24 protein-coding genes, 1 pseudogene and 1 riboswitch are annotated in these 26708 nt (G+C 55.3%); of the genes and pseudogenes, 6 read left to right on the plus strand and 19 right to left on the minus strand.

What is annotated here, in order from left to right:
• The first annotated feature begins 11 nt into the window (after nt 1–11).
• The 3 genes from FE784_RS08175 (at nt 12) to FE784_RS08185 (ending at nt 3352) form a co-directional block, all read left to right on the plus strand.
• On the plus strand, nt 12–1589 hold the full coding sequence (locus FE784_RS08175; RefSeq protein WP_139601646.1) for an extracellular solute-binding protein: 1578 nt from the start codon (nt 12–14) through the stop codon (nt 1587–1589).
• 155 nt (nt 1590–1744) lie between these two features.
• Nucleotides 1745–2329: a DNA-3-methyladenine glycosylase I gene (locus tag FE784_RS08180; RefSeq protein ID WP_139601647.1), complete on the plus strand. Its 585-nt coding sequence runs from the start codon at nt 1745–1747 to the stop codon at nt 2327–2329.
• A gap of 71 nt (nt 2330–2400) precedes the next feature.
• Nucleotides 2401–2563, plus strand: a riboswitch (cyclic di-AMP (ydaO/yuaA leader).
• A 9-nt stretch (nt 2564–2572) separates the two neighbouring features.
• Nucleotides 2573–3352 (plus strand): 3D domain-containing protein, encoded by a 780-nt coding sequence (locus tag FE784_RS08185; RefSeq protein WP_246131946.1) that lies wholly within the window; start codon nt 2573–2575, stop codon nt 3350–3352.
• Nucleotides 3353–3371: 19 nt separating this feature from the next.
• Here the strand turns inward: FE784_RS08185 and FE784_RS08190 are convergent, their stop codons facing one another.
• The 13 genes from FE784_RS08190 to FE784_RS08250 all read right to left on the minus strand — a co-directional run bounded on the left by FE784_RS08190 (nt 3372) and on the right by FE784_RS08250 (nt 18463).
• Entirely contained in the window at nt 3372–4382 is a 1011-nt protein-coding gene (locus FE784_RS08190) for a polysaccharide deacetylase family protein (protein ID WP_176706049.1), read from the minus strand.
• A gap of 113 nt (nt 4383–4495) precedes the next feature.
• Nucleotides 4496–5959 (minus strand): sensor histidine kinase, encoded by a 1464-nt coding sequence (locus tag FE784_RS08195; RefSeq protein WP_246131947.1) that lies wholly within the window; start codon nt 5957–5959, stop codon nt 4496–4498.
• The gene (locus FE784_RS08200; RefSeq protein WP_139601649.1) at nt 5956–6630 is read right to left on the minus strand and encodes a response regulator transcription factor; all 675 of its coding nucleotides are present in this window, start codon (nt 6628–6630) and stop codon (nt 5956–5958) included. Before FE784_RS08200 ends, FE784_RS08195 begins: the two co-directional genes overlap by 4 nt.
• A 284-nt stretch (nt 6631–6914) precedes the next feature.
• The gene (locus FE784_RS08205) at nt 6915–7343 is read right to left on the minus strand and encodes an Rrf2 family transcriptional regulator (protein WP_139601650.1); all 429 of its coding nucleotides are present in this window, start codon (nt 7341–7343) and stop codon (nt 6915–6917) included.
• A 103-nt stretch (nt 7344–7446) separates the two neighbouring features.
• Entirely contained in the window at nt 7447–7962 is a 516-nt protein-coding gene (locus tag FE784_RS08210) for an acyl-CoA thioesterase (protein WP_139601651.1), read from the minus strand.
• A gap of 163 nt (nt 7963–8125) precedes the next feature.
• A complete protein-coding gene (locus tag FE784_RS08215; protein ID WP_139601652.1) occupies nt 8126–10123 on the minus strand; it encodes a chemotaxis protein CheA in 1998 nt (665 codons plus the stop codon).
• Between the two features lie 19 nt (nt 10124–10142).
• A complete protein-coding gene (locus tag FE784_RS08220) occupies nt 10143–10568 on the minus strand; it encodes a chemotaxis protein CheW (protein WP_139601653.1) in 426 nt (141 codons plus the stop codon).
• Nucleotides 10569–10591: 23 nt separating this feature from the next.
• Nucleotides 10592–12181 carry a methyl-accepting chemotaxis protein gene (locus FE784_RS08225; RefSeq protein ID WP_139601654.1) on the minus strand — a complete coding sequence of 530 codons (1590 nt, stop codon included), beginning with the start codon at nt 12179–12181 and terminating at the stop codon, nt 10592–10594.
• 240 nt (nt 12182–12421) lie between these two features.
• The gene (locus tag FE784_RS08230) at nt 12422–13579 is read right to left on the minus strand and encodes a Ger(x)C family spore germination protein (protein ID WP_246131957.1); all 1158 of its coding nucleotides are present in this window, start codon (nt 13577–13579) and stop codon (nt 12422–12424) included.
• 5 nt (nt 13580–13584) lie between these two features.
• Nucleotides 13585–15054 (minus strand): spore germination protein, encoded by a 1470-nt coding sequence (locus FE784_RS08235; protein ID WP_139601656.1) that lies wholly within the window; start codon nt 15052–15054, stop codon nt 13585–13587.
• A 3-nt stretch (nt 15055–15057) separates the two neighbouring features.
• Complete coding sequence (locus tag FE784_RS08240) at nt 15058–16149, minus strand: endospore germination permease (RefSeq protein WP_176706050.1); 1092 nt, start codon at nt 16147–16149, stop codon at nt 15058–15060.
• Nucleotides 16150–16307: 158 nt separating this feature from the next.
• Nucleotides 16308–17783: a sensor histidine kinase gene (locus tag FE784_RS08245; RefSeq protein ID WP_139601658.1), complete on the minus strand. Its 1476-nt coding sequence runs from the start codon at nt 17781–17783 to the stop codon at nt 16308–16310.
• Nucleotides 17780–18463 (minus strand): response regulator transcription factor, encoded by a 684-nt coding sequence (locus FE784_RS08250; RefSeq protein ID WP_139601659.1) that lies wholly within the window; start codon nt 18461–18463, stop codon nt 17780–17782. The genes FE784_RS08245 and FE784_RS08250 overlap by 4 nt, the downstream gene beginning before the upstream one ends.
• 240 nt (nt 18464–18703) lie before the next feature.
• Between FE784_RS08250 and FE784_RS08255 the strand changes: the two are divergent.
• Nucleotides 18704–19488, plus strand: a pseudogene (locus FE784_RS08255) (alpha/beta fold hydrolase).
• 91 nt (nt 19489–19579) lie between these two features.
• On the opposite strand, the gene FE784_RS08260 reads toward FE784_RS08255, so the two are convergent.
• From FE784_RS08260 to FE784_RS08275, 4 genes are all read right to left on the minus strand, one after another.
• Nucleotides 19580–21817, minus strand: a complete 2238-nt coding sequence (locus FE784_RS08260) for a YhgE/Pip domain-containing protein (RefSeq protein WP_246131948.1) — start codon at nt 21815–21817, stop codon at nt 19580–19582.
• A gap of 72 nt (nt 21818–21889) precedes the next feature.
• Nucleotides 21890–22465: a TetR/AcrR family transcriptional regulator gene (locus FE784_RS08265; RefSeq protein ID WP_139601660.1), complete on the minus strand. Its 576-nt coding sequence runs from the start codon at nt 22463–22465 to the stop codon at nt 21890–21892.
• Between the two features lie 177 nt (nt 22466–22642).
• The gene (locus FE784_RS08270) at nt 22643–23254 is read right to left on the minus strand and encodes an alpha/beta hydrolase (protein WP_139601661.1); all 612 of its coding nucleotides are present in this window, start codon (nt 23252–23254) and stop codon (nt 22643–22645) included.
• Nucleotides 23254–24201, minus strand: a complete 948-nt coding sequence (locus FE784_RS08275; RefSeq protein ID WP_139601662.1) for a ring-cleaving dioxygenase — start codon at nt 24199–24201, stop codon at nt 23254–23256. The genes FE784_RS08270 and FE784_RS08275 overlap by 1 nt, the downstream gene beginning before the upstream one ends.
• 227 nt (nt 24202–24428) lie before the next feature.
• Here FE784_RS08275 and FE784_RS08280 point away from each other — a divergent pair, with 227 nt between their 5' ends.
• A complete protein-coding gene (locus FE784_RS08280; protein WP_139601663.1) occupies nt 24429–24818 on the plus strand; it encodes a hypothetical protein in 390 nt (129 codons plus the stop codon).
• A gap of 87 nt (nt 24819–24905) precedes the next feature.
• Here FE784_RS08280 and FE784_RS08285 read toward each other — a convergent pair whose 3' ends face one another.
• Together FE784_RS08285 and FE784_RS08290 are read right to left on the minus strand one after the other, a co-directional pair.
• Nucleotides 24906–25559, minus strand: coding sequence for an alpha/beta hydrolase (locus FE784_RS08285; protein WP_139601664.1), 654 nt, complete (start codon nt 25557–25559; stop codon nt 24906–24908).
• A 24-nt stretch (nt 25560–25583) separates the two neighbouring features.
• The gene (locus FE784_RS08290; RefSeq protein WP_139601712.1) at nt 25584–25988 is read right to left on the minus strand and encodes a DoxX family protein; all 405 of its coding nucleotides are present in this window, start codon (nt 25986–25988) and stop codon (nt 25584–25586) included.
• Nucleotides 25989–26133: 145 nt separating this feature from the next.
• Here FE784_RS08290 and FE784_RS08295 point away from each other — a divergent pair, with 145 nt between their 5' ends.
• Nucleotides 26134–26685: a helix-turn-helix domain-containing protein gene (locus FE784_RS08295; RefSeq protein WP_139601665.1), complete on the plus strand. Its 552-nt coding sequence runs from the start codon at nt 26134–26136 to the stop codon at nt 26683–26685.
• The last annotated feature ends 23 nt before the right edge of the window (nt 26686–26708 follow it).

The following is a 26708-nucleotide window of genomic DNA, read 5'->3' on the forward strand; positions in this document are numbered from 1 at the left end:
AGGTGTCCGCAATGAAAGGAAAAACATTTGTCAGCCTGACCACCGTAGCCGTATTAACCGCGGCTTTGGCTGCCTGCTCCAGCGGCGGCAAGACGGCAACCGACACGAAATCGGGCGATACGAACGCACCCAAGACGAACAAAACGTACGATATCGGCTTCCTCAACTTCGCCTATACCATTTTTCCCGATCCGAACGGAAAAGGCGTCGAAGCGATCAAGCAAAAGTTCGGCGCCAATATCAAATCGCAATTCGTGCTGCAATCCGACTATAAAGAGAAGCTGAACGTCATCATGGCCTCGGGCGATATGCCTGATGTGGTGGCGATCAAGGATCTGGACGCGAACTATTACAAATGGGCGAAGCAGGGCGCCTTCCTCCCGCTCGACGATTATATCGACAAATATGCGACGCTCAAGGGCGTGCCGAAATCGATTTACGATCAGTTCCGCGTCAACGGCAAAATTTACAGCATTCCGATGTATGCGCCGACGTACACGTTCTCGGGAACGATCCGGCAAGACTGGCTCGACAATCTCGGGCTGAAAATGCCGACCAACTACAAAGAGCTGCTCGACGTCGCCATCGCCTTTACGAAAAACGACCCGGACAAAAACGGCAAAAACGACACGTACGGCTTTGCACTCGGGGAAGACGTCAACCCGGCTCCAACGATGGGCGCCTATTGGTCGACGGCGTGGTACCATAAAGACAAGGACGGCAACTATATCCCCGGCCTGATCAGCCCGGGACGCAAGGAAGCGGTTGAAACGCTTGCCGCTGCCTACAAGGAAGGCGCCGTTACGAAAGACTTTGCGGTGCTGAACTGGGCCCAGACGAATAAAGAGTTCTACTCCGGCAAAGCCGGTATCTTCATCGGCACGCCAAGCGGCATGGTCGAGGAATATTACACCGGCTTGCTGAAGGTCGATCCGAAGGCCAAGGTCGTTCCGATTCCGTTCTTCAAGGCTCCGGACGGCTCGCAAGGCAATTTGAAGGGCCGCGGCTTCTTCGGACTGACGACGCTTTCCGCCAAGCTGAAGGATGATCCGGACAAGGTGAAGAAGATTTTGGAAATCCTCGACTATGGCCGCCAATTCCTCCCGCTCGATCAGCGTACGCCGCAAAACCAGCAGTTCGACTGGATCATGGGCGGAAACGGCGTCGGCTACGAGATGATAGACGGCAAAGCGGTGCCGAAAGCAGGGCAGGAATCGAGCACTCCGATCCAATATATGCTACAGCGTCATGAATTTTGGAAGCCTTGGGCGCCAAGCGACGATGCGAACCAATTCTCGAAGGCTTCGTATAATTCGCCGGAAATGCAAGCGTTTATCGCCTCCATCGAGCAAATGGAGAAAACGTCCAACAAAAATCCTTACGACGATCCGGTCAACCTGGTATACTCGGAAACGAAAGCTTCCAAGGGCTCGGAGCTGGACAAATATTTGCTCGGCGAGCAAACGAAAATGATATCCGGCCAGCGTCCGATTGCCGACTGGGATAAAATGATCGAGGAATGGAAAGGCCGCGGAGGCACGCAATTAATGAAAGAAGTAAACGACGGCATCAAAGCCGCCCAAAAATAAGGCTTGATCCAAGGCTTATTCCTATTGCAGGCCGTTCACCGGCGCCGCGCGGTTCGTCGAATCGCGCGGCGCCGTTTGGCGTGCGCTTAGGACGATGGATTCCGCCTCCCGACATGATATACTGGACAAAACTTTAATCATGGAGGCGAATTAACGTGAGCGATTCAGTAACGCGATGCGGCTGGGTAAATGACAGTCCTTTATATATCGAATACCACGACCGGGAATGGGGAGTTCCCGTGCATGACGACAAGATTTGGTTCGAACGACTCGTGCTGGAGGGAGCCCAAGCCGGATTGAGCTGGTATACGATTTTACTCAAGCGGGAAAATTACAGGAAGGCTTTCGACCGGTTCGATCCGGCGAAGGTCGCGCAGTACGATGAGCACAAAATCGAGGAGCTGCTGGGTAACGCCGGCATCGTGCGCAACCGACTGAAAATCAATTCCGCCGTTCGCAACGCCAAGGCATTTCTGGACATCCAGAAGCAATTCGGCAGCTTCGATGCCTACATATGGCGGTTCGTTGGCGGAAGTCCGATTCGCAACAGCTGGCAGCAGTTGAGCGATGTTCCCGCGACGACGCCGATATCGGACGCGATGAGCAAAGATTTGAAGAAAAGGGGCTTTACGTTCGTAGGCCCCACGATTTGCTACGCCATGATGCAGGCTACGGGCATGGTACAGGATCACGTAACGAGCTGCTTTCGCCACACGGAAGCGGCGTCTTCCAGAAATTGAGGGTTTTCTCGCCGCCCCAGTTATGATAGCCTTCTACAAGTAGCCGAAACTTCGGTGCATGGGAGTTGCTGGTAAGCAAAACGGCATCTCTATCCAAGAGTGCGGGGGAATTTTCATTACGGCAATGCGGCGCCATGCCCATTCCGTTCGGGGTGAATCGCGCGAATCGCGCGTAGGGTTGTATCCTCAATCCGAATCCGACAACTAACCTCGTAGGCGATAAAAAAGGAGTGAATTATACATTTGACCCGATCTAACTGGAAGCATACGCTGCTTACGGGCGGTCTCGCCTTGTTCATTATGTCCGGCTCGGCCGTTTCGGCCATGGGCCGACCGACAGATCCGATTCTGCTTCAACCGTTGTTGTCTCCCCTTGCATTCCAGAGCGAATATTTGGCAAAGTGGAAATCCGAGTTTTCCGCGTTGCAAACCGCTTCATTCGCCCCAAAAGCGATGACGAATTCGACTGCATCCGCGGAGCCGCTATTGGCGGTTGTCGCCGCGCAAACGCCGGCACCCGAAACGTTGCTTTCGATCGCGCCTGCCCAAGCTGCCGTTGGAGGGCAACTGCCCGAAGCTGCAAGTCAGCCGGAGCCTGCCGCAGCAGAGGCGAAGGTGAAAAAAGCGCCCCCCGCAGCCGCGAAAGCAGCTCCGGCCGAAAAGCCGGGCACGATCGCGACCGTAACCGGAGCTACTCTTACACCGAAGAAGACCATCGCCGCCGTAGCCTCGGCTTATACGGGGAGCGCCGCCGAGAATGGCGGATATGCGGGTAAAGATTATTACGGCAATCCGCTGCAGGTCGGCACGATCGCCGTCGATCCGGACATGATTCCGCTCGGCTCTACCGTGTACGTGACCGGCTACAGCTACGACGGACTTCCAGTCGGCGGCATGATGGCCAAAGCCTCCGATATAGGCGGAGCCATCAATGGTAACCGGATCGATATATACGTACCCGGATCACGCGAGAAAGCCAAGACGTTCGGCTATCAGAACGTTACGGTACATGTCGTCGACTAATGTCGGCGGCTTTTTGCCTTTATTTCTGTTTAGGCAAATGCAGCAGCTCGGAGACAGTAACGAGCCCGTAGCCTTGCTCCCTCAGCTTGGAAATAATGCCCGGAAGCGCCTTTACCGTTCCGCTCAAATCTTGGCTATCCCCTCCTGCCGAATGCTGCAGCACGATCGCCCCCGCCTTCGTATGGCCGAGAATGTTGCCCGACACTTGTTGTTCCCCGAGGTTTTTCCAATCCAGCGAGTCCACATTCCAATTCACGATTACATAACCGCGGCTTTTCGCCCATTGCAGCTGCTCTTCGTCGATTTCGCCGTATGGAGGGCGCAGCAGCTTCGGCTTGTAGCCGATCAGCCGGTTCAATACTTCCTCGGTCTGTTCGACCTCTTGGGCGAACTGATCGACCGTGATTTTCGTAAATAACGGATGCCGAAAAGAATGATTACCGATGACATGGCCTTCGCGAACCATTCGTTTCATAATGGCCGGATGCGCCTCCGCCTTTTTCCCCAGTACGAAAAAGGTCGCTTTCACTCCATGCGCCTTCAGTATGTCCAGAATCTGAGGCGTAAACCGTTCGTCCGGCCCGTCGTCGAACGTCAGCGCGATGTTTCGTTCCTTCGACGCTCCGCTTACCCGGAAGGCGTCGGGGTATTTGGCCCTGAGCTGCGGCAGCGACAGCTTCTTGCCGGCAATCTGTTGCGATTTCTGCACCGTGACCGAAGGAGCCTTCGTTTGTCCGGATCGATTGCTCTTCGGCGTCTCCGGCTTCAATGTCGGCTGAGGCACAATTGCAGGCTCCGGTTGACTGACTGGCGGCGCGGGCGGGACGGATATGGTTTGGGCTACTCGTCTCTCCTGCTCCGCCGTCTCGGCGAACAATTGTTGGCCTTCTGCCCCAGGCGCGGCAATATTCTCGATCTGTGCCATTGCCTTCGGCTCCGGACTGCCGATATGCTCGACCGCCTGCCGCCCGCCAATCGAGCATCCGGATGCGAGCATGCAGCATAGCACGAATGCGGTCATTCGTTTCATGGACATCCCCTCCCGTTTTACGGTTTAGTATGCTTGTCGGGGGAGGATTTATCCGTTGGGCATTTCCGGCATTCAAGCTTCCGATGCCTGTTTTCTAGACCTTGGCCGTCCGATCAGTCCGGCATCGTGACGGTTACCGTGGTGCCTTCGCCGGTACGGCTGTCGATCCTTATATCGCCTCCGTGCATATGAACGATTTTCTTCACGATGGACAGTCCCAAGCCGCTCCCTCCGGACGAACGATTTCGCGATTTGTCCGCTTTATAGAACCGGTCGAAGGCGCGCAGGCGATCCTCTTCGGACATGCCGATTCCGGAATCCTCCACCTCGACTGTCGCCGCTCCGTTGGCATGCTGAACGCGGACGCGAATCTCTCCGCCATCGGGCGTGAATTTGATGCTGTTGGAGATCAGATTCATCCAAACCTGGCTCATCAAATCCTCGTCGGCCATCACCGGGGTTTCGTCGAGCTCGACCTCCATCGCGATCCTTTTGGCTGCCCATTGCGGCTCGCAGGACAGAACGATATTGCGGAGCTGCTTGTCCAGCCGGTATCGTTTCCGTTCGAACGGATGCCGCTCGGAATCGAGTGAGGACAGCTTGAGCAAATTGTCGCTCAGCTTGGACAGCCTCCTCGTTTCCGTCTCGATAATATCCAAGTAATGATCCCGTTCCTGCACGCTCAAATCCCCGTTATGCAAAGCTTTGGCGAAGCCGCCGATGGAAGTAAGCGGGGACTGGATCTCATGGGATACGTTGGAGATGAACTCCTGGCGCATTTCCTCCATTTTCTTCAACCCGACCGCCATATCGTTGATGCTGTCGATGAGATCGGCGAATTCGTTGTTGTCCTCCCCTCTCCGTCGATCCGTTCCGAAATAGTCGACCCGCACATTAAAGTCGCCCTTGGCGATTCGGTTCAACGCGCCGAGAATCGAAGACCACAGACGTATTCGCCGAGGCACCCCGTGGATATATCCGGCTATGGCTCCGATCACAAGCATTCCGTTGATGAGCAGCAGCGGCGTCAGCTGCCGGCGATAGCCGTAAAACAAGCCGGGAGCTTCCGTCTGAACGAATAATGCGTAGGTCGCGCCATCTATATCAACTGCGCCGCCAAAAGCCGCCACGCCGTCCCGGAAAGGATTCGGCCGCTCCAGCTTCATCGCTTTTCCGCCGGAAAACACGGAATCCAGCTCCACTTGGCCTACGACAGCGGCAAGCTGCCCGATATCGTCTCCGTACCGGCGACCGTTGCCGTCACGGTCCAGCAAATTTGCTTGTACCCCCATGGCACGGGACAGCTGCTTTATGGAGCGATCGATATCTTCCGCCTTCCCGCCTTCCTGTACGGCAGTCGATAGCTGCTCCCAATCGGAAGCAAGCGAGCTCCAAATCGCTTCCTTATCCCCGCGACCGTGGATGAAGGAAGATGCCAGGAAGGCGGCCGTCCACAGCGCATAATAGACGACGACAAGAAATACGATCGCGAGCAAAATGTTTTTTGCCGAAGGCTTTCGGCGCAGCCGCTCTTCCCGGGTCGGCCTCGGCCGCCTCGATTCCCGCACGCGCCTCATTCCGAAGTCTCCAGCCGGTAGCCGAGTCCCCGGATCGTGCTTATTTTGAACGTGTGGCGATCCTCCGGAAATCGCTCCCTTAACCGCTTGATATGAACGTCCACCGTGCGCTCGTCCCCTTCGTAATCGAAGCCCCATATTTGTTCGATCAGCTGTTCGCGGGATAACGTTTTGCCCGGGTAGCTCGCCAGCTTGAACAGCAGCTCGAATTCCTTGAGCGGCAGCGTCAGGCTTCTGCCGTCCACGGCCGCCTCGTACGTCTTCCGGTTCAGCATGAGCCCGCCGATCTGTACCGTTTGCGAAGCGGCGATTTTATACCGCTTCAGCAGCGCCTTTACCCGTACAATGAGCTCGGCCGGCTCGAAAGGCTTCACGAGGTAATCGTCGGTGCCGAGCTCGAAGCCTTTTACTTTTTGCGACGTGTCGCCCTTGGCCGTCAGCATCAAGAGAGGAATATCGTACAGCTCCCTAAGCTCGCGGCAAAGCTCCCAACCGTCCATGTTGGGCATCATGACGTCGAGTATGGCCATGTCGGCTTGAACGTTGTCCAGCTTGGCCAGCGCCTCCCGGCCGTCGGACGCCTCGATCGTATCGAACCCTTCCCGCTCCATGAAATGCTTGACCAGCTCGCGGATATGAGGATCGTCGTCAACGACCAGTATCCGGGTCATACAGCCGCCCCCTCTCTTGTTCTAGCATACTTTAGCATACACTATACCCCGTTTTTGTGAACTCAGTATGAATTGGGCGGGATTAAGCAACATTTGCGGCAGGCCGGTTGCGGTGAGAATCGGAGCCGTGTAGCCGATTAGGGAACATGAAGGGCGGTTTCGATAGGGGATTGACTCTGGAAGAAGTGGTGCTGCTGTTGGGGACAATAAGCGGCTCGGCTCGAAAAGGCCGAGAAAGGAATGCAAGAGGAAGCATGTTCATCGAGGAGCGCCGCGACGGGCGTTTACGATTCCTGCTGAAGGATCGATCGGATGACGGTATCCAGCGTAACGCCGGCCAATTCGTTCTCCATCGCGGCCTGCGCCTGATTGAAGCTCGTCTCGAGTGCGCCCTGGATGTTTTTCCCTACGACGCAATCCGGATTCGGCTTGTCGTGAACGGCAAACAACGGGTCCGCGTCGTCATCCCGTACCGCCTTGTACACGTCGTGCAAAGTGATCTCACCGATCGGGCGGGCGAGTGTCGCTCCGGCCACCCCCGGGCTCGTAAGGACTAGTCCGGCCTTGCTCAGCATGCTCATGATGCGCCGTACGACGACAGGGTTCGTGTTGACGCTGCCGGCTATATAGTCGGAGGTGTTGCGGCCTCCCTTGTTGATCTCGAGCAAGGACAAAATATGCACTCCCACCGCAAAACGGCTGTTGATCGCCATTTTAATGCCCCTTCCCTATTCATGACGTTTTTTTGTAACAATTTTAGTTACAAATTCACGTTTTGTCAACACGCTTCGTCGCACGGTGTACCGAACGCCAATGTCACTCCCACGAATAACTGGTCGTCAAAAAGTCGGCGAACTTCTTGCTCTCTTCCCTGCGATGCCGGCGCATATCCGCACGGCCGACCGCGGTCTGGTGCAGCTGGACTTCCTCTTCCGATTCCGGTATGACCTGAGGCACGGGAACCGGTCTCTTGTCGTCGCCGAGCGCGACGAAGGTCAGGAACGAGGTTGCCGCGATATGCCGTTCTCCGCTCAGCATGTCTTCGGTAATGACCTTGACGAACACTTCCATGGAGCTTCGGCCCGTATACGTGACGAACGACTCCAGACAGACCGATGCGGTCATCGGGATCGGGGACAAAAAATCGACGGAATCGGTCGAAGCGGTAACGGCCGATCTCCGGCAATGCTTGGCCGCCGAGATTGAGGCGATATCGTCGATATAAGCCATCAATTTGCCGCCGAACAGCGTATTGTAATTGTTCACGTCTGTCGGAAATACCCGGAACGTCTTATAACAACGGGATTCCTTCGCGAATCGTTTCTCTACCATCGTCTTCACGCCTTCCGAACTGTATTCGATTCTTCCATTAGGATACCAAGAAAAGAAGGAAAAATCCGAACCTGAACAAGTCCGGATTTTGCGACTGCTTCTACACTCATTGTACCCCGCATCATCCGTGTTCTCAAGGGAAGCGGCAGCCTTCGCGGTCTGCTTACGCACCGTATCTGCGACCCCGCAGCTTGACGAAGTAGGCAGCCTCCAAGATAAGCGCCACACGCCCGTTGCCGAGAATGGTCGCGCCGGCCACATGCTCCAGCTTGCCCAGCATCGGAGGAAGCGTCTTGATGACGATTTCCTGGTTGCCGATCGTCTCGTCGACCGCGAGCGCCACCTTCTTGTCCATCGAGCCGATAATGACAACGGGTACGTTTTTGCCTAAGGAAGCCGGGGCGGGGTAGCCCATTATCTCGTGCAGAGGTACGAGCGGAATGACCTGATCGCGGATCAGAATAACGTTGTCGCCCTGCATCTTCTGAATTTTATCGCGGGGAATGCGTACGATCTCGGATACATTGTTCATCGGTATCACATAATCGCGCTCGGATACTTTGACCATCAGACCGGTAATGATAGCGAGCGTCAAAGGAAGCCGGATCGTAAAGCAGGTCCCTTCGTCGGGGGCCGTCCGGATCGAAATCAGCCCGTTCAGCCGCTCGATCTGGTTGCGGACGATGTCCATACCGACACCCCGACCCGATATTTCGCTTACCGCCGAAGCGGTGGAGAAGCCGGGCTGGAAAATAAGATGCACCGCTTCCTGCTCGGTTAGCCGGCCCGCCTGCTCCTCGGTGACGAGCCCCTTGCGAACGGCGGACTGCTTAATGATTTCCGGCCGGATTCCCGCACCGTCGTCCTCGACCGTAATGACAACCTGGTTATCTTCATGATACGAATTTAACCGAACCCGGCCCTGTTCCGGCTTACCTTTGCCCGTACGCACCTCCGGAGCCTCGATGCCGTGATCGAGCGCATTGCGGACGAGATGGATGAGCGGGTCGCCGATTTCCTCGATTAACGTACGATCCAGCTCCGTCTCCGTCCCGTCCAGCACAAGCTCGATTTCTTTGCCCAGATTGCGCGACAAGTCGCGAACCATTCGCGGGAACCGGTTAAACATATGCTCGATCGGCAGCATTCGCGCTTTCATGACGCTTTCTTGAAGCTCTCCGACGATTCGCGCCATATGATCGGAAACATCGCTCAACCGCTCCGTGAATTCCTCGTGCGGAAACCGCTGGTAAGCCGTCCGCTTCAGCTCGGCCAACGACGTTTGATCAATGAGCAGCTCTCCTACCAAATTCATTAGCTGCTCCAGCCGTTCGACACTGACCCGGATCGTCTGCGCGCCCTGCTTCTGTCGTTCTTCCGGAACGGCAGAAGACTCCTTGAAAGTCTCGGACAGCGTCTCCACCGCCGGCTCGACGAGCTTGTATTCGATCGCTTGCACCTTTTGCACGTCCGTATCCGCGCTTATGTCGCGCTTGACACGGGCCGCCTCCGTACGGCTGCCGATCAGCAGCCGGACAGTGCCGTAGTCGGCGTCTTCGCCCTGCACCTCCGTCGGCAGAGGCGGATCGGTCATCACGACAGGTCCTATCGAGCCGGCGATTTTGTCCGCGATCAGATAGAAGCGTGCCCCTTTCATCGGACATTCTTCGGCCAGCCGAATTTGCACGGCCAGCAGCCGATGGCCCGAACGGACGGCGTCCGCGGCCCGCTCCGACTGCTCGGGCGTCAGCTCCGGCAGAGCAATTTGCGGAAGGGCTTCATCCTTATCTTGCACGAAGCCGCGCAGTCCGGCCAGCATCCCGTTAATATCGGCGTACGGCCCGCCGTTCGCGTACTGATCGCGCAGCCTTTTCAACAAATCCAGCGCTTGGAACAGAAGCTCGATAAGCGCATCGTCCACATCCAGCCGGCGTCCCCTGACCAAATCGAGCAGATGCTCCATCTCGTGGGTAAGCAGCTTCATCTCCCCGAATTCCATCGCCGCCGACGATCCTTTGATCGTATGGGCCGCCCGGAAGATCGATTGGACGAGCGGCTCGGTAACCTGCTGTTCGATCGCCAGCAAATCTTGCTCGATCCGTTCCAACTGATCCGCTAATTCTTCCATAAAGGCTTCGCGGTAGACCGACATGTCGTTCATGTAAGCAAGCCTCCTGTTCTTACTCGCGAAGAAGCACTTCATCCAGTTTCAATATCCCGACGAGCTGCTGCTCCCTCAGTCCGATTCCGAGAAAATACGAGCCGCTCAAATTACCGGCTTGCTCCGGCGGAGGCTGAATATCGGGATAAGCGGTTACCTTGTTTACCCGATCGACGATAATGCCTACCGATTCCTCGAGATGCTTCACTACGACGATACGGGTGCTTTTCGTATACGCTTCGTCGGGAAGACCGAACAAGCCGCGCAAGGCGATGACCGGCACCACTTTGCCTCGCAGATTGATAACGCCCCTTACGTAACGTCGGGAATGGGGAATGTCGGTGATCGTCTGCATTTTGATAATCTCGTGGACATCCTCGATTTTGACGGCATAATTTTCGAGGCCGATTCCGAATTCGATATATTGCTCCTGTTGAGAGGTCATAGTCACACATCCGTATCGAAGTATTAGCGAATTTTGAAAATGGCGACCGATGTATTGAGCTCATCGGCCAAATTGGCGAGCGATTGGCAAGTAGCCGCCGTCTCCTCCGATGCCGCCGCCGCCTCCTCGCTTGCTGCCGCGATCGACTGAACGGCCGTCATCACTTCGGAAGCTTGCGCCGATTGCTGCTCGCAGGCGGCCGCGATCTCATTGACTTTGTTGGACGAGGCATCCACCATCGCGACGATTTTCTGGAACGCCTCTCCCGTCTTGGACGATTCCTTGACGCTTTCCATAACGGCGGCTACGCTTTGCTTCGTATTTTCCTGCATCACTTTGATGATCGAGGAAATTTGCTTGGTCGCTTCGCTGCTGCGCTCCGCCAGCTTGCGCACCTCGTCGGCTACGACGGCGAATCCCCGGCCTTGATCGCCGGCACGCGCCGCTTCGATGGCGGCGTTCAGCGCCAGCAAGTTCGTCTGGTCGGCAATATCGTCGATTACCTCGATAATATCCCCGATTCTCTGGGAGTCCTCTTCCAGCTTGGACATCTTGGTGTTTACGGCCTGCATGCCGGCAACGGATTCCTCGATGACCTTGCCCCCTTGGTTCGCGGTCCGTACCGTTTCCGAGGACAGCTCGGCTGCTTGCTCGGCTCCCATGGCGACCGAATTGATCGCGCTGGACAACTCGTTGAACAGATCCGTAATGTGCTGCGCGGATTGAGCTTGATTCGTACTGCTGCCGGCAATTTCTTCGGTGCTTGCCGATATTTCTTCGGACGCGGCCGCCACGCTTTGGGAAGATTGGATGACCCCGCCGATTAAGCTTTGCAGATTATGGATCATATCGTTAACGGAACGGGACAGCTGACCGACCTCGTCCTTCGTATCGATATCCGCTTGCTCCCGCAAGTCGCCCTGCGCCACCTTCGATACCAGATCGACGATCCGTGCGAGCGGATTGGCGATCGTGCCGGCTATGTAATACCCGAGGAAAATGCTGAACAGAAACGCTATGATGATGACCGCGATCATTATATTCCGGGCCGAGGAGTACGCCGAGCCCGATTCATTATAGGTTGTCTCCGCGATGTCGACGTTCATGTCGATCAATTTGGTCAGGCTGCCTCTCATTTTCGTTCCGGCCGCATTCAATTGGGTATCCAGAAATTGTCGGAACACGTTGACGTCGGATTGGTAAGTCAACTGACGTCCTTGATCGAACAATTTAATGTAGCTCGCATAGGCGGCATCGAACGTTTTGATTTCGTCCTGTTCCGGTTTCGTAAAGGCGACTTTACGGTAGGAGTCCATTTTTTCGACGAATTCCTTGTTGTATTCGTCAATTTCTGCAGACAGCTTGTCCTTGTCCACCTTATCCGGGCTCATGCTCATCTCCCGGAGCGCGACCCGCATCTGTTGATAGTTGATCTGAGCCGCTGACAAATCCCGAACAGATACCAGGTTATTGTTGTACACTTCCTTCACATTTCCGTTAAGCATGCTCAAGTTCGAAAGCGCATACACGCCGACCGCCGCCAAAATGACAGCAACTGCTACAAAAGCGGAAATCAGTTTCACGGATGTTCTCAAATTCAAAAACCATTTCATGTCTCGCGTCACCTCGGCGTATTCTGTGTAGTAAAATCCGTTTCCGCTTGTCCAAGTCAAGAGGAAAAATTATGAACAATTTCATTATAAGTCCTTAGCACCATTCTGTCACCAAAATTTCGACATTAAAATGCAAAATATGACATATTACACACACCTTTGTCATCCTCTCTCCTAAATGCCAAAAAAACCGTGGCGTACGCCACGGTTTTTACGGCCTTTCGACCGCTTATTCCGTTATCAATAATCTTTTCCATGGTCCCGGACTTTGTACATGCCCGAATGAAGCAGCTCCAGCTCCACCTTGACAAACTTGAGCTCATAGTCGTCGAGAGGCACCTCCCCGTTCCGGGTAAGCTTGCTCCAGAGCGGGAATTTGCGACGATACAGAATATGGTCGAGCTGGTACAGGTCGAGACCTTTTTTCTTTCCATATTCGAAGGTACGCTCAATCTCCGACGTCACAACCTCTACCGCCTCTTTCTCGATCTGCGATGCGTCTATATGTTCCAAGAGCTCCGTTATGTAATATTTGGCTCGTACTCTAATGGAATAAACCGGCTTTCCGTTTGTGTTTGTCGTTTCGGGCATCACATCGACTTTCGGACCGTCCACGATGATCGACACGGCAGGCGCGCCATTCCTGCTGAGCATGACATTGCTCCGCTTCGTATCCCGATCCAGCCAGCGCAATCCGAGCAGATCGTCATCGCTCACCCAGACCGGCGGCTTGTTTTTGTTTAATACGAAAATGCCGTCCACCATCAGCTTCGGATCGTCCTTGCCGTTTTCTTTCCATACGTCCTTGGAGATTCCAAGGGAGGGCAGCTGTGCGCTGGACCCAGGCTCCCTATACGTCGCGACGATTTTCTGCAGCCGCAACGGCCGAATATACGATCTTTGCCGGTAATTTTCTTCCGGCTGATGCAGAATCGAACCAAGGGGGGACTGATTGAAAAAAGGGATCATCAGAAATACGCGATCGATCGGCTCTTTCGTACCGTACACCCATTGGGTATATCGCATTTCCCGGAAACGGATGAGCCCTTCCATATATTCGGCGATGCCGTGCCCGAGCGCTTTATCCGTAAATACGATTGAAGAAACCTGTCCCCAAAACATCCGTTGCTGGGACGTTTGATACAACTTGGTCATCGCTTCGATGACCGTCCCCCCTTTCTCGTGACCCGACCATACCGAGGACGGCTGCCCCGATTTGCCGCCCTCCTGCTTCGCCACATTGGCGAAATCGACCATTTGGGCATACACGACATATTGGCTATCCTCATAATCGAACCCGATTGCGGTCACATAATTGGTATCCTGTATCGCTTTGATGTCCCAGCAGCCGGTCAGTGCAACGGACAGCAATAGTCCGACGAGCGGGACAAGACACATTTTGTTCAAGAGGAGTCACCTCTTTTCCTCGTATCGTCCAAGGGCTTCAGGAACGAAGGCCGCCGTTTGGCAACTTTCCACTTTTTATATTTGACCGCAAAATACATGTCTCGGAGCGAAGTCGGCGATATGGGAGCCAGATAGGGTACCCCGAACGATTCCAGCGTCGATAAATAAAGCGCCAAGGCGATAACCGAGATCATGAACCCGAACATGCCGAGACTTGCGGATACGATCAGAATCGCGATGCGCAAAAGCGTAACCGAACCTGCCAAAGACTGATTCACCAGCGTAAACATGGACATCGTGGATATGGCCACGGCAACAAGCGTAGTCGGCCCGGTGACGCCGGCCCGGATGGCCGCATCGCCCACAATGAGTCCCCCGATTACCGCTACGGTCTGTCCGACCGCCTTGGGCAAACGTACGCCGGCCTCCCGGAACAGCTCGAACAAACCGAGCATAATGAAAAAATCCATCGGACCGGACAATGGGAGTCCGAGACGGACCGATGCGATCGTCGCGAGCAGCGGAAACGGAATTTGGTCGAAATTGAAGGACGTAATCGCGATATAGAAGCCGGGGAAAAAGACGGCCACGAGCAATCCGACCGCCCGCAAGAACCGTTCCATCGCAACGTAGTAGGACGGAAAATGCACATCCTCGGGCGATTTCAATATCAAGGTCATGTTCGCCGGAGCGATAAGCGCCATCGGAGAGCCGTCCACGATAATACCGATGCGCCCTCTGAGCAAGCTGTCCGCGACGAAATCCGGCCGGCCGATATAATCCAGCAGCGGAACCAGAGAGAACCCGACGCCGGTAAAGCCCTCCTCCAGCTGACCGCTGCTGATCAGCCCGTCGATTCGCAGCTTGCCGAGATTGCTCCTCGCTTCCTCTACCAATGCCGGATCGGCCACGTCATCCAAAAACAATAGCGCGACCGCCGTATGGCTGCGCTCCCCGATGGAGAACATCTCGCAGCACAGCGAATGCGTGAGCAGCCGTTTGCGCACGAGCGCCACGTTCGTTGTCAAATCTTCGATGAACGCATCTCTCGGACCTTTGATCGATACCTCCGTGCTCGACTCCTCGGGCGTCCGGTTCGGCGGCTGCGAAATATTGATCGTATAGAGCAGATTGGGCGACTCGAAAAATAGGACGAGATGCCCGGAGTATAGTCGATACATGAAGGTATCCATCCAATCCTCGCCCCCGACGCGTCCGAGCAGCAAAGAATTGTTCGTCTCCAGCAGTCGGGGACTGATGGCCTCCGCCTCCTCGAGCATGGTCTGCAGGCTCGGCAAAACGACCATATTGATATGGGACGCATGCGTCATCCCATTGCAATAGAGAAGCACGATTTTATGGGGATTGTCGGGGGGGCCGAACCGAACGGACTCGATTCTGACGTCTTGCGCCCGGGCGAACAGTTCCCTGAGCCGGCGCTCATCCAACTCTTTCAAGTCAGTCATCGTTTACGCTTTCTCCTTTCGTCGGGCTGCCGGCAGCAGCGACAGCACGAGCAGCAGCAAGCCGAACACGATATTCAGGACCGATATGCCCGGAAAATACCAATTGGATAAAAAGTACAGCAACACAACGTCGCTAATGGGAAGCATTGTCACACCGACAAGGCCCGCGGACAAACCCGCCAGAAGGAAACTCCGACTTCTGCGCTTTTTCATGCCCAAGACATCCGGGATAAGAAAGAGCATCAAGGAAACGCGGATGAACGAGCCCGAAATCCATTGATAAATAGAGAAAAAATCAAGGTGGGAGACGAACTTGCCCAAAGTGACCATTCGCCACTGCTCGAAAGCCGGATACCGTTGATCCGCCGCTTCGAAGGGACCGAACAAGGCGATCGAACCCGTTACCGGTCCGACGGTCAGACCGACCAGAATAATCGCCAGCACGATCAGGCTGCGAGTCCGGAAGGCGGACGATACATGATGGCCCATAAACAAGATCAGCACCAGCTCGAACAAGCCGCCGCTCGTGTACGCCATTGCTTTGGCAGCGGGAGCGTAGCCATGGGTGAATAGAGGCGCAAGCAGCGAATAGTCTTTATATTGCAAGTTCGCCGAGGCGACGAAATAGCCGAGCAGCACGACGCCGGGCAGCAGCAGCCCGGAAGTGATGGCGATTGCCCGGATACCGGCTCGTGCGGCGAAAAAACAAACAAGCATGAAAATGAGCGAAATGACAAGCTTGGGCGTCCGCGGCAAATAAGTGACGTTCGTCCACATCACAGTGTCGGCAAGCGATATAAACGAAGTCACGGAGAAATAGACCACGGCAAGAACGATCAAAATCAGACGGGCGGCCTTGCCGTAATGCTGTCTCAGCCATTCACCCATATGACGATGACCGACTTTACGGATAATAACATGCAATACGCCCACCCAAACGATCATCGGGAGGATCGCCGCCGTTACTCCGGCCCACGCGTCCCTTTTGGCCGTCTCCAGCAGGACGGGAATCAGGAGCACATGGTTGGATATGCCGATAGAGAGCATCAGCATCATATACAGCAACAACGGAGAAATTTTTTTGGTGGAGTGCACAGGGCCCATCTCCCGGAAGCGTTTTCTGGAATAATAACTACGAATTAGGTTTTGTAAGGAAACGGTATTTTATCCGCCGTCCCCTTAACGATTCGGGAAGCATGCACGAAAAGCGCCGACCCATGAAGGATCGACGCTACGCCTGAATGCGGTTCAAGTTAGCTTTGAATTGCTCCGTATGGAGGGGAAACCGGCAAGCGGACGATAAACACGCTCCCCTCGCCCACGCGGCTCTCCGCCCGAATCGTGCCGCCGTGGGCCTCCACGATCGACCTCGAGATCGACAAACCCAGACCGGCTCCGCCGGATTTGCGCGTGCGCGACGATTCGCTCCGGTAAAACCGGTCGAATACATGCGGAAGGTGCTCCTCGGGTATACCTGAGCCGTTGTCTGCCACGGACAGCTCGACATGGTCTTCGGCCTCTGTCAGAGCGATTCCTATTCTTCCATTGTCAGGGTCCGTGTGCTGGACAGCGTTGTGGAACAAATTCAGCACGACTTGCTTCATCTTGTCGGCGTCGTACAGACACTGTGTGCCGGCATCCATGCGGAACGACACCTCCCGATTCCCGGCAAGCAGGCGCATCTGGTGCTCCATTTCTTTGGCCAGCCGGTCGAGCGCGCCTTCGCGCATTTCCATGATCGGGGCCCGGTCCATTTTGGCCAGCAGCAGCAGATCGCGAACGAGCTTGTTGATCCTCTCCGACTCGCTGTGCATGCTTGTCAGTGCCTTGTGCAGCTGGTTCGGCTGGTTCATCGCGCCGCGAAGCAGCACTTCCAGAAAGCCGTGGATCGAGGTAAGCGGCGTTCGCAGCTCATGGGAAGCGTCGGCGATAAAACGCCGCATCTGCTCCTTCGCCTCTTTTTCCGCCGCAAACGACGCCTCCAGCCTCTCCAGCATCCCGTTGAACGACAGCGCCAAACGGTCGACCTCCATTTGCCCTTGGCGTGCGGGCAGCCGTTCATCCAGACTTCCGGCATCGATGCGGCCGACCGTGTCCACCATTTTCGATAAAGGCACCAGCGTCCGTCTCATGACCGGAATGAAGGAGAGCAGCCCGAGGAAAAGCGCCAGCAGCGACAGCGAGACGAAGGTGATCAATTGGCTGACCGCCACATCGTTCAGCGGAGCCGTGCTCGTGCTGAGCTGTACGACTCCGAGTATGCGTCCCCTCATATCGATCTGCTGCAGAACGACAAGCTGCTCGTTCCCTTGGTCGTCGCGTGTAATTTTATAATTCAGCCTCATTTTCTTCTGCAGCGCTTCGTCGTAGTCCTGCTGCGGCAGCTTGGGCGGCGTGCGGGATTCCGGCCAATTGGACAAATTGGTCATGTTGCCCGAAAGGTCGATGACGGCCAAAGTCATGTCCGGGAGAAAAAACATCGGCCCCCGTCCCCGCCCCATCCCTTCGGAAGCTCCTTCCGGATTCGCCAGAACGTCCCGCGGAACCGACTGCAGCTGATTTTGCATCGTCTCCGCTTTGTTCTTGAACAGGAACTCCCGCATCACGACATATTGGAATATGCCGATAAACAGCAAAATGACCGCCAAGACGAGCAAGGAACGGGACAGCAGCTGAAAGCCGAGCGAATGAGGCGTCAAAATGGACGGGAGGCGCAGCTTCAGCTTCATGTGGCATCCACTCTGTAGCCGGCTCCGCGCAAAGTGCGGATGACGCGGTGCTCTTTATCCCGCAGCTTGTCTCTGAGGGAACGGATGTATACTTCCACGATGTTTTCCTCCCCGCCGAAATCGTAGCCCCACACCTTGTCGAGGATGACGCTTTTGCTCAGCACGAGTCCGTGGTTGATGACCATGAACTTGAGCAGCTCGTATTCGGTCGGGGAAAGCTCCAGCACCCGTTCCTGGTAAGCGATTTCCTTGCGCCGGTCATCGATGCGGAAAGGGCCGATCAGCACTTCTCCGAGCAAATTCGGAAACTGGTTGCGGATTCTGGCATGGATGCGGGCGAGCAGCTCCTCGAAGCTGAACGGCTTGACAACATAATCGTCCGCACCCAGCGTAAGCCCTTTTACGCGGTCGTCCACTTCGTCTTTGGCGGTCAGCATAATGATGGCGACGTTCTCCGTCTTCTTCAGCAGCCGGCACACTTCGAACCCGTCCATGCCCGGCATCATGACGTCGAGAATGACGATATGAGGCTGGAACTGTTTGGCCAGCGTGACGGCGGTAATGCCGTCCGGGGCCGTCTGCACCTCGAAGCCCTCGCCCACGAGCCCCATCTCGAGAAATTGCAAAATATTCGGCTCGTCATCGACAAGCATGATTTTAATTCCTTTTATTTGAGCCATACGATCTCCTCCGACCGCTCCAGGTTATCATTTCCGGTTCTACGCTCTATTATCGGGCATGCAGCTTACTCCACTCTGAACGCTGCCTGAAAGCCGGCTGAACGTTTCGGATTCAGCATACAACGAAATTACGCGGCGTACAACCCGGCGACCCCGCGCTATGCCGCGACGCCGCATAGTTTCGGGGGCCGTACATATGTTTACTTAGAGCGCATCAATTCCGGTAAAGGGGCAATCGATTTGGGCTACTATGTCGAGGTGGAGCATGGAGTGAAATTGTACGTCGAGGACGTTGGCGTCGGGATTCCCGTCCTGCTTATTCACGGATGGCCGGTCAATCATGAAATGTTCGAATATCAGGCAGCTCAGTTACCCAAATACGGCTACCGGTGCATTCAAATCGACCTAAGGGGATTCGGCAAGTCGGACCGTCCCTGGACGGGCTATTCTTATAATCGGGTGGCCGACGACATCCGCATCGTCATCGATGCTCTGCGTCTCCGCCAATGCCGGTTAGTCTGCTTCTCCATGGGAGGGGCGATCGGCATCCGCTATATGAGCCGCCACCGGGGACACGGCGTGGCCCAGCTTGTGCTGATGGCGGCCGCTGCTCCTTCCTTCACGAAAAGGCCCGGCTTTCCTTACGGCATGACTAAAGAGGAGGTCAATGCGCTGATCGCGCAGAACGATACGAACCGACCGCAAATGCTGCACGATTTCGGCCAATCGTTCTTTGCGAGCACCGTAACGCCAAGCTTCCGCAGTTGGTTTCACTCTCTCGGTCTGACTGCGTCCTCTCACTCGAGGATTTGCGGCCGGATCTTCCGAACGTTCATGCCCCTACGACGATTTTCCACGGCAAGCTGGACAAAATATGCCCGTTTCCGCTCGCCGGACAGCTCCACAAAGGAATCCGCGGCTCGGTGCTGCTGCCATTCGAGAAGAGCGGCCACGGCATCTTCTACGATGAGCTCGGGCTTTTCAACGACCGGCTGATAGCGGTGCTCGGGCAGCTCGGACGTTAATCCGAAAAGAAAAGACTGTCGCCAAGCCCTCTGAGGGTCTTATCGACAGTCCGCATGGATGGAGCCGGTTTCGAGCCTGCTCGTCTTTGCCTTAGGAAACGGTCACCGCCGGGGCTTGCCCCCCGGGTTGTTTGTTTTTGCGGTGGGATGCAACGAAGTAGCCGAGCGTCAATGCCGCAAACACAATCGCGAATATGCCCAGTACCGCGGCGTTTTTCCACATCGACGCGTAATCGCCGCTCGAGATGACGTCCTTCAAGCCGGCAACCGAATACGTCATCGGCAGCCACGGCGTCACTTTTTGCAGCCAATCCGGAATCAGCTCCAGCGGGAACGTGCCGGCCGAGCTCGTCAATTGGAAGATGAGGACGACGATCGCTACGAAGCGGCCCGGATTTTGCAGCGCCGTAACGAGAAATTGAATGAGCATCATAAACGTAATGCTCGTAATGATCGACAATAGGATGAATAACGGAACGCTTTTCACTTCCATATCGAGTATGAACAGCAGCGCCGCATCGGCGATCAGCGCCTGAACGGCTCCCACCAGGACAAGCGTCAGCGCTTTGCTCCAAAACCAGCTCCAGCCGCTCGCGGGAAGCACGGCAGGCTCCCGCACGGTGTACACGATCGTCAGAAGCAGTGCCCCCACGTACAAGCCGAGCGACAGGAAATAAGGAGCGAAGCCCGTTCCGTAGTTCGGAACCTCATTGATCTTCTGGACATCCAACTCCACCGGTCCGGCAAACATGTCGTACATCGTGTCCGTCACTTGCAGCCCGGACGTTTGGGCGGTCGCCTCGCTCAGCTTGCCCGACAGCTCGTGCGAGCCGTCGTCCAGCTGCAGCAATCCCGAAGCGACCTGCTGCGCCCCGTTCTCCAATTGGATCGTACCGTCCACGAGAGGATCTACATTAGCCAACAGCTTCGCCAAGCCTGCCTGCAGCTCGGTCGCGCCTCCGGTCAGCTGCTTCGCGCCGGCCGCAAGAGCCGCCCCGCCTTCCTTCGCCTCCGACAGCTTGGTCCCGAATTGCGCCATCCCCGCGGTCCATTGTCCGGCTCCGGCAGCCAGCTTTTGTCCGCCCGCGGCGAGCTGCTGCCCGCCTGCGCCAGCTTCCTTCATTTTGACGTCGAACGCGGACAAGCCTTCCTTCAACTGAACGGCGCCTCCATGCAGTTGTTGCGCCCCGTCGCTCAATTTTTGCTGAGCTTGCGTGTTTTCCGCTAGTCCCGCCGCCAGTTGTTGGCTTGCGGCGAGCAGCTTCTGGACATTGGGATCCTGCGCCAGCTGCGCATTCGATCCGGCCAGCTGCTCGAGCCCTTGCGCCAGTTGCGCAGCCCCTTGCTCCAGCTTCATGGCGCCTGCCGCCGATTGACCGAGTCCCTCGGCCAATTGTTCCGACGCCAACTCGGCTTGCCCGGAGCTCGCGGCAAGCTTGCCGCTCCCTTGAACGAGCTGAGACAAGCCGCCGCTCAAGCTTTCCGAGCCGGCGCCGAGCGATTTCGCCCCATCGCCGAGCGACGCCGCTCCGACAGTCAGCTCCCGCTGTGCCTCGCTCAGCTTGGCAAGTCCGTCGGCCAGATCGTCCGCACCGACGTTAAGCTTGGTTGCGCCTTGCTTCAGCTGCCCGCCGCCCGCTTCCAGCTGTGCGACTCCGTCTTTGAGCGTCACGGAGCCGCTGGCCAGCTTGCTCAAGTTTTGCTCGATCAGCAGCGCGCCTTCCTTCGCCTTCGATGTTCCGTCCGCCAACCGGCCGGCTCCGTCGCTAGCCTTGCCGATGCCGTCGACGAGCAGTTCCATTTGGCCAATCACCGTTTTGGCGTATGTTTCCGTTATTTCTTTATTCAATAATGCTTTCATTTTATCGATCGCGGAGTTGCCTATCTGGGAAGCCAGAAAGTTATAGCTTTCGTTCGGGAGGAAGGAAAGCCGTGCTGTCGTCGGATGATCGGACGTCAAGGTCGTCGTTTTCTCCGAGAAGTCTTCCGGAATTTCGATCGCCATGTAATATTCATTGTTTTTCAGTCCGTCCATCGCCTCTTCCTTGCTTACGAACCGCCAGTCGAATTGACGATTTTCCTTCAGCTTCTCCTCGAATTCATCCCCGACATGCAGCGACTTGCCGTTGAACTGCGTCCCCTTGTCGGCATTGACGATCGCAACCGGCAAATCGTCCAGCCGGCCGTACGGATCCCAGAACGCCCCCAGAAACATGGCGGTGTACAACACGGGAATCAATAGCACGGCCAATACCGGAATGAGCACTTTGCGGTTGCACCCGATCGCGGCCAACTCCTTGCCGAATTGTTTGAACCCTTTCAACATCATTCTCCACTCCTCTTTACATATTGACTATTTTGGTCATATGGTCATTTTATAGTAAAAAAAACGGCTTCCGTTTTAATCCGGAGCCAATCCTGCCTGCAAGTAAAATGGCAACAGCTCGGCGACCTGCCCTTTTCCGAGCGGCTCGTGCGATTTTTTCCAATCGGCGGTCAACGCCATATACAGCTTCAGCATGACAAATGCGGTGATCTCGGGATCGCAGGGCTTGATCTCGCCTTTATCGACGGCCTTCTTCACCTGAATCCGGATGTACCCGACTACCGCCTTCTCGATTTGCTGAATGCCCTCCTGCGCCATCTGCGTGCCGATTTCCTTCACTTCCTGCGTCAGCTTGATAGCAAGCTCATGCTCCTCGCGGAAATCGAGCAGCCGCTCCAGCACCCTATGCAAATTATCGAAAAATTTGCGTTCCGGATCGACCACTTCTTCGGCAACCCGCTTCATTTCTTGAATAAGCTTGTTCATAATTTCCTGGAACAGCTCTTCCTTGTTGGCAAAAAACGTATAAATCGTCCCTTTGCCTACGCCCGCGATCTTGGCCACCTGGTCCATCGTGGTCGCCTTGTAGCCGAACAAAGCAAACGACTTCGCTGCAGCCTCGATAATCAGCTTGCGCCGGTCAACCGTCATCCCGTCACCCCCGATTGAATGACTAAATTTCTATTTTGGTCATTTCGTCAGAATTTATTGTAACACCGTCGTTTTTATATGGCAATACCTTTTTGAGGGTACCCGTCATGAATCCATACGAAAAGAAAGGGCATCGATCTGATTCATCGAGCCCCTTCCTATTGTCGCGACAGCTGATCATTTGGCAAATCGTCCGTCAAACCACGCTTTTGCGGCCTCTACTTCCGTACGGGTCAATTGATGCCCATTTCGCTCCCAATGAACGGTTACATCTGCGCCCGCTTGCCCGAGCAGTTCCTTCAGCTCCTCTGTCTCGCCGGGAGAGCAGATCGGATCGTTACTGCCGGCACCGATAAACACGGGGAGACCGGACAGCTCCGGCAGCTTCAACCCGCGAAGCGGCACCATCGGGTGGTGCAAAATGGCTCCCTTGAACGCATCCTTGAAGTGAAAAAGCAAGCTCGCCGCGATATTGGCGCCGTTGGAATAGCCGACCGCCACGAGGCTGCCCCGATCGAACCCGTGCTCGACCGATGCCTTATCGAGAAATTCGTACAATTCCCGCGTCCGGAAGACGAGATCCTCCTCGTCGAACACCCCTTCGGCCAATCGCCGGAAAAACCGGGGCATTCCGTTCTCAAGCACATTCCCCCGGACGCTCAGGACGGAAGCTGTCGGCGCCAGCGCTTCGGCAATCGGCAGCAAATCCCTTTCCGTTCCACCGGTCCCGTGCAGCAGCAGCAATGTCGGGGCAGCGGGGTCCGTCCCTTGTCTGAATATATGCTTCATTACACATCCGCCTCCAATCGGTTGACTTCGATAGGCGGAAGGCCTTGCTCCACCTGGGAACGGTTCGCCTCCAGCCATCCGGGCAGCATCAGCTTCTCGCCCAGCGCTTCGAAAGGTTCATCAACGGCAAATCCGGGCGTATCCGAAGCAATCTCGAACAAAATGCCGCCTTCCTCCCGAAAGTAAATCGCGTTGAAATATTGCCGGTCGACGACCGGAGTCGGTTGAAAGCCGCTTTGGGCAATATGCTCTCGCCATTTGCGGTGGTCCACCTCGTCTTTGGCCCTCCATGCGATATGATGGACGGTTCCCGCGCCGCCCGCTCCCCAGCCCATCGGCGTACGATTCATATCGATAACATTGCCCAAGTCGCCATATGAGCGGAAACGGACCAATTCTCCTTCTTCCCCCACTTTTTCCAGGCCCATGACCTGCTCCAGCAGCTTTGCCGTTTTATCGGGTGCGAAGCTGTTCAGCACGGCGCCGCCAAAGCCTTTAATCGCTTTGTCCGCGGGAACGCCGCCGAACGCCCACTCGCTGGCCGATCCTTCCTCGCGTTCGACGATTTCCAGTTGAAGGCCGTCCCAATCCTGGAACCGGATATACGTCTCGCCGAATCGCTCCGTTTGCGTGTAGGGGACATTCAGCTTTTGCAACCGGTTCTGCCAAAACTCCATCGATCCGGGCGGAACGACGAACCCCGTATATCCGACCTGTCCCCCTCCGATCCGGCCCCGGCGAGCCGTCGCCCAAGGGAAGAAGGTAATGGCCGTACCCGGACTGCCCGATTCGTTGCCGAAATACAGATGGTACACCTCCGGAGCATCGAAGTTGATCGTTTTTTTCACAAGCCGCAAGCCAAGCACTCCGGCGTAAAAATCGACATTGCGCTGCGCATCGGTCACGAATGCCGTAATGTGGTGAATTCCTGCCGTTTTCATTGTCATCTAATTTCCTCCTCCATATCGTTCCTTATTTTGCCCTGATGCTTGCAATCATGCATGGGCGGGAATTAATCTTAATTTTATATATCTTTAATTTAAGATAATTATACACCTTTGCCGGCCTATTTGCAATACTTGAAATGGAAATAGCTTTTTTGTAACCTATTCTATGCAGGGCCGTAATACAATTAGGAAGACAAAACGAATTTCCCGGAAAAGAGGACTCCTCCATGAATCCGAAACAAATCATCATTGTCAGCACAATGGCAATCGTGATCTCGCTCAGCGCGATGATGCAAAGCGACAAAACTTACGCCAACGCCTTATTTTGCCCTCTCGATAAATCGGCCAACATTTCGCATCAAGACGATTTCCACCAGGCGCTCGGCGCAAGCTCGGACGAGCAAGTATACGATGCGCTGTATTCCGGCCAATCTTTGGCGGATATCGCCAGAGACAACAACAGGGACACACAGCCGATTATCGATCTCCAGGTCGCTCAGCTATCCGAACAATTGGACCTCCGCTTCATGAGCGGAAGCATTACGACGGAGCAGTACGAATCCCACAAGGCGGAGCTGCGCGACCTCATTACCGCCAGCGTGTACGGCAAGCCGTAATCGTGAATTCGGCAGCAAGCTTCTATTAGAAAAACGACCGGAAGGGCGAATGCAATTATGCACTCGCCCTTTATGCTTCCCCTCGACCTACTCCTGACGCACCCCCGTATCCCGATACAACCAGTCCGTGAAGTCCCGTTGATTTTCCTCCGACACCCCGTGATCCTCCGCATACGTTTTGAATGCAAGTCTCTCCGTCCGGCTTTCGAAAAAAGCCGCCGTTTCTTGTCCGACCCAAAGCGGGAATACCCGGTCATACTCGCCGTGGGATATGAATACCGATACGTCCTTAACGCTTCTTAACGGATACTCCTCCTTGACGAAATCCGGTACATAGCCGTTCAATGCTACGATTCCCCGCAGCTGGTCCCCCATTGCAAGCGCAAGCGTCATGGACAAAATCGCCCCTTGGCTGAAGCCGAGCAAATACCGCCTCTTAGGATCCACAGCATACTTCCCCGTCGCGTAATGAATGAACGCCTCCAACTGCTTCACTGCCGCATCGAACGTTTCGCGTATAGGATTGCCCAAGCTTCTCAGCTCGTAATATTGGTATCCCGCGCCCAAGGTCAAATGACCGCGGATGGAAATCGTAATAAATGCCTCCGACAAGGGCTCGGTCAAGCCGGCCATGTTGCGCTCATTGGAGCCTCTGCCATGCAACGTAAAAATCGTAGGATATGTTCGATCCGGATCGTATCCGTCCGGAAAACGAATATCGTACTCGTAAACAGGCTTCATTGCCGTCCCCTCCTCCAGTCGCCATTAAATTCCCGATTTTACGAATATCCGATCTACGGACAACGGCGCTGGCTTGGCCACGCTCAAATAAAGAGCGACCAGCATATAGGCCACGTCCAGCTCGTAGCCCGCCATCTCCCCGCTGCCGAGCAATCCCGCGGAAAGCTTCAGCGTAAGGATCGCTCCGAGGAGCATGATAATGAAGAGAGCCGAAACATACCGGGTAAAAAGTCCGACGATCAGCAGCAGTCCCCCGATTAATTCGAGCGGCCCTATGACGTAGGCCAATGCCCCCGGAACGCCCACGCTGTCGAACCAACCGGCCACGTTTCCGAGGCCCATCCGGAATTTGCTGATGCCGTGCGCTACGAATAAAATGCCCAATACAACGCGCATCAGGGTCGTTACCCAAGCGTTACTTGCCATTATGATCTCCGCCTTTTCACGATATATTATAAATAACAAACAACTATTTGTATTAATAATTTATCGCAAATTTCAGTAGCAAGTCAACAGGAAAATTGTTATTATTAAATTAATATTCATATTACAAATATATCGAGGTGAACTTCGCATGGACATCGGTTCCTCCATACGCGCCATCCGCAAGCGCAAACACATCACGATCGCCCAAATTTGTGAAGAAACCGGATTATCCCAAGGATTCATGAGCCAAGTCGAGAACAACAAAACGTCGCCTTCTATCGCCACCTTGGACAGTATCGCCCGCGCCCTGAACGTCCCGCTGGCCTACTTGCTTCTAAAAAAAGAGGAGCGGATGAACATTGTCCGGAGCGAAGAGCGTCTGGTCACGAAGAGCGGCGCCGACCATTTGAACGTAGAGCATTTAAGCCGTACCAAAAGCATCAGGATGATGATCGTCGAATTTCCGCCCGGAAGCTCGACAGGCGGCACTCCGCACGCGCATGAAGGAGAAGAAGTCCATGTGGTCGTTCAAGGAACGATTCTCGCCGAGCAGGGGGAAGACTCGGCCCGGCTCGGCGTCGGGGATTCGTTCAGCTGGAACGCTTGCACGCCGCACCGGGTGACGAATATCGGCGAAGACACTGCGGTCGTTCTTATAGCCGTCTATACGGAGGCGGAGCAGGAGCACGATTTATTATAACGCCTATCGGCTTTCCCGGGCGT

Source organism: Paenibacillus hemerocallicola (genome assembly GCF_006265175.1).
Taxonomy (GTDB): domain Bacteria; phylum Bacillota; class Bacilli; order Paenibacillales; family NBRC-103111; genus Paenibacillus_AB; species Paenibacillus_AB hemerocallicola.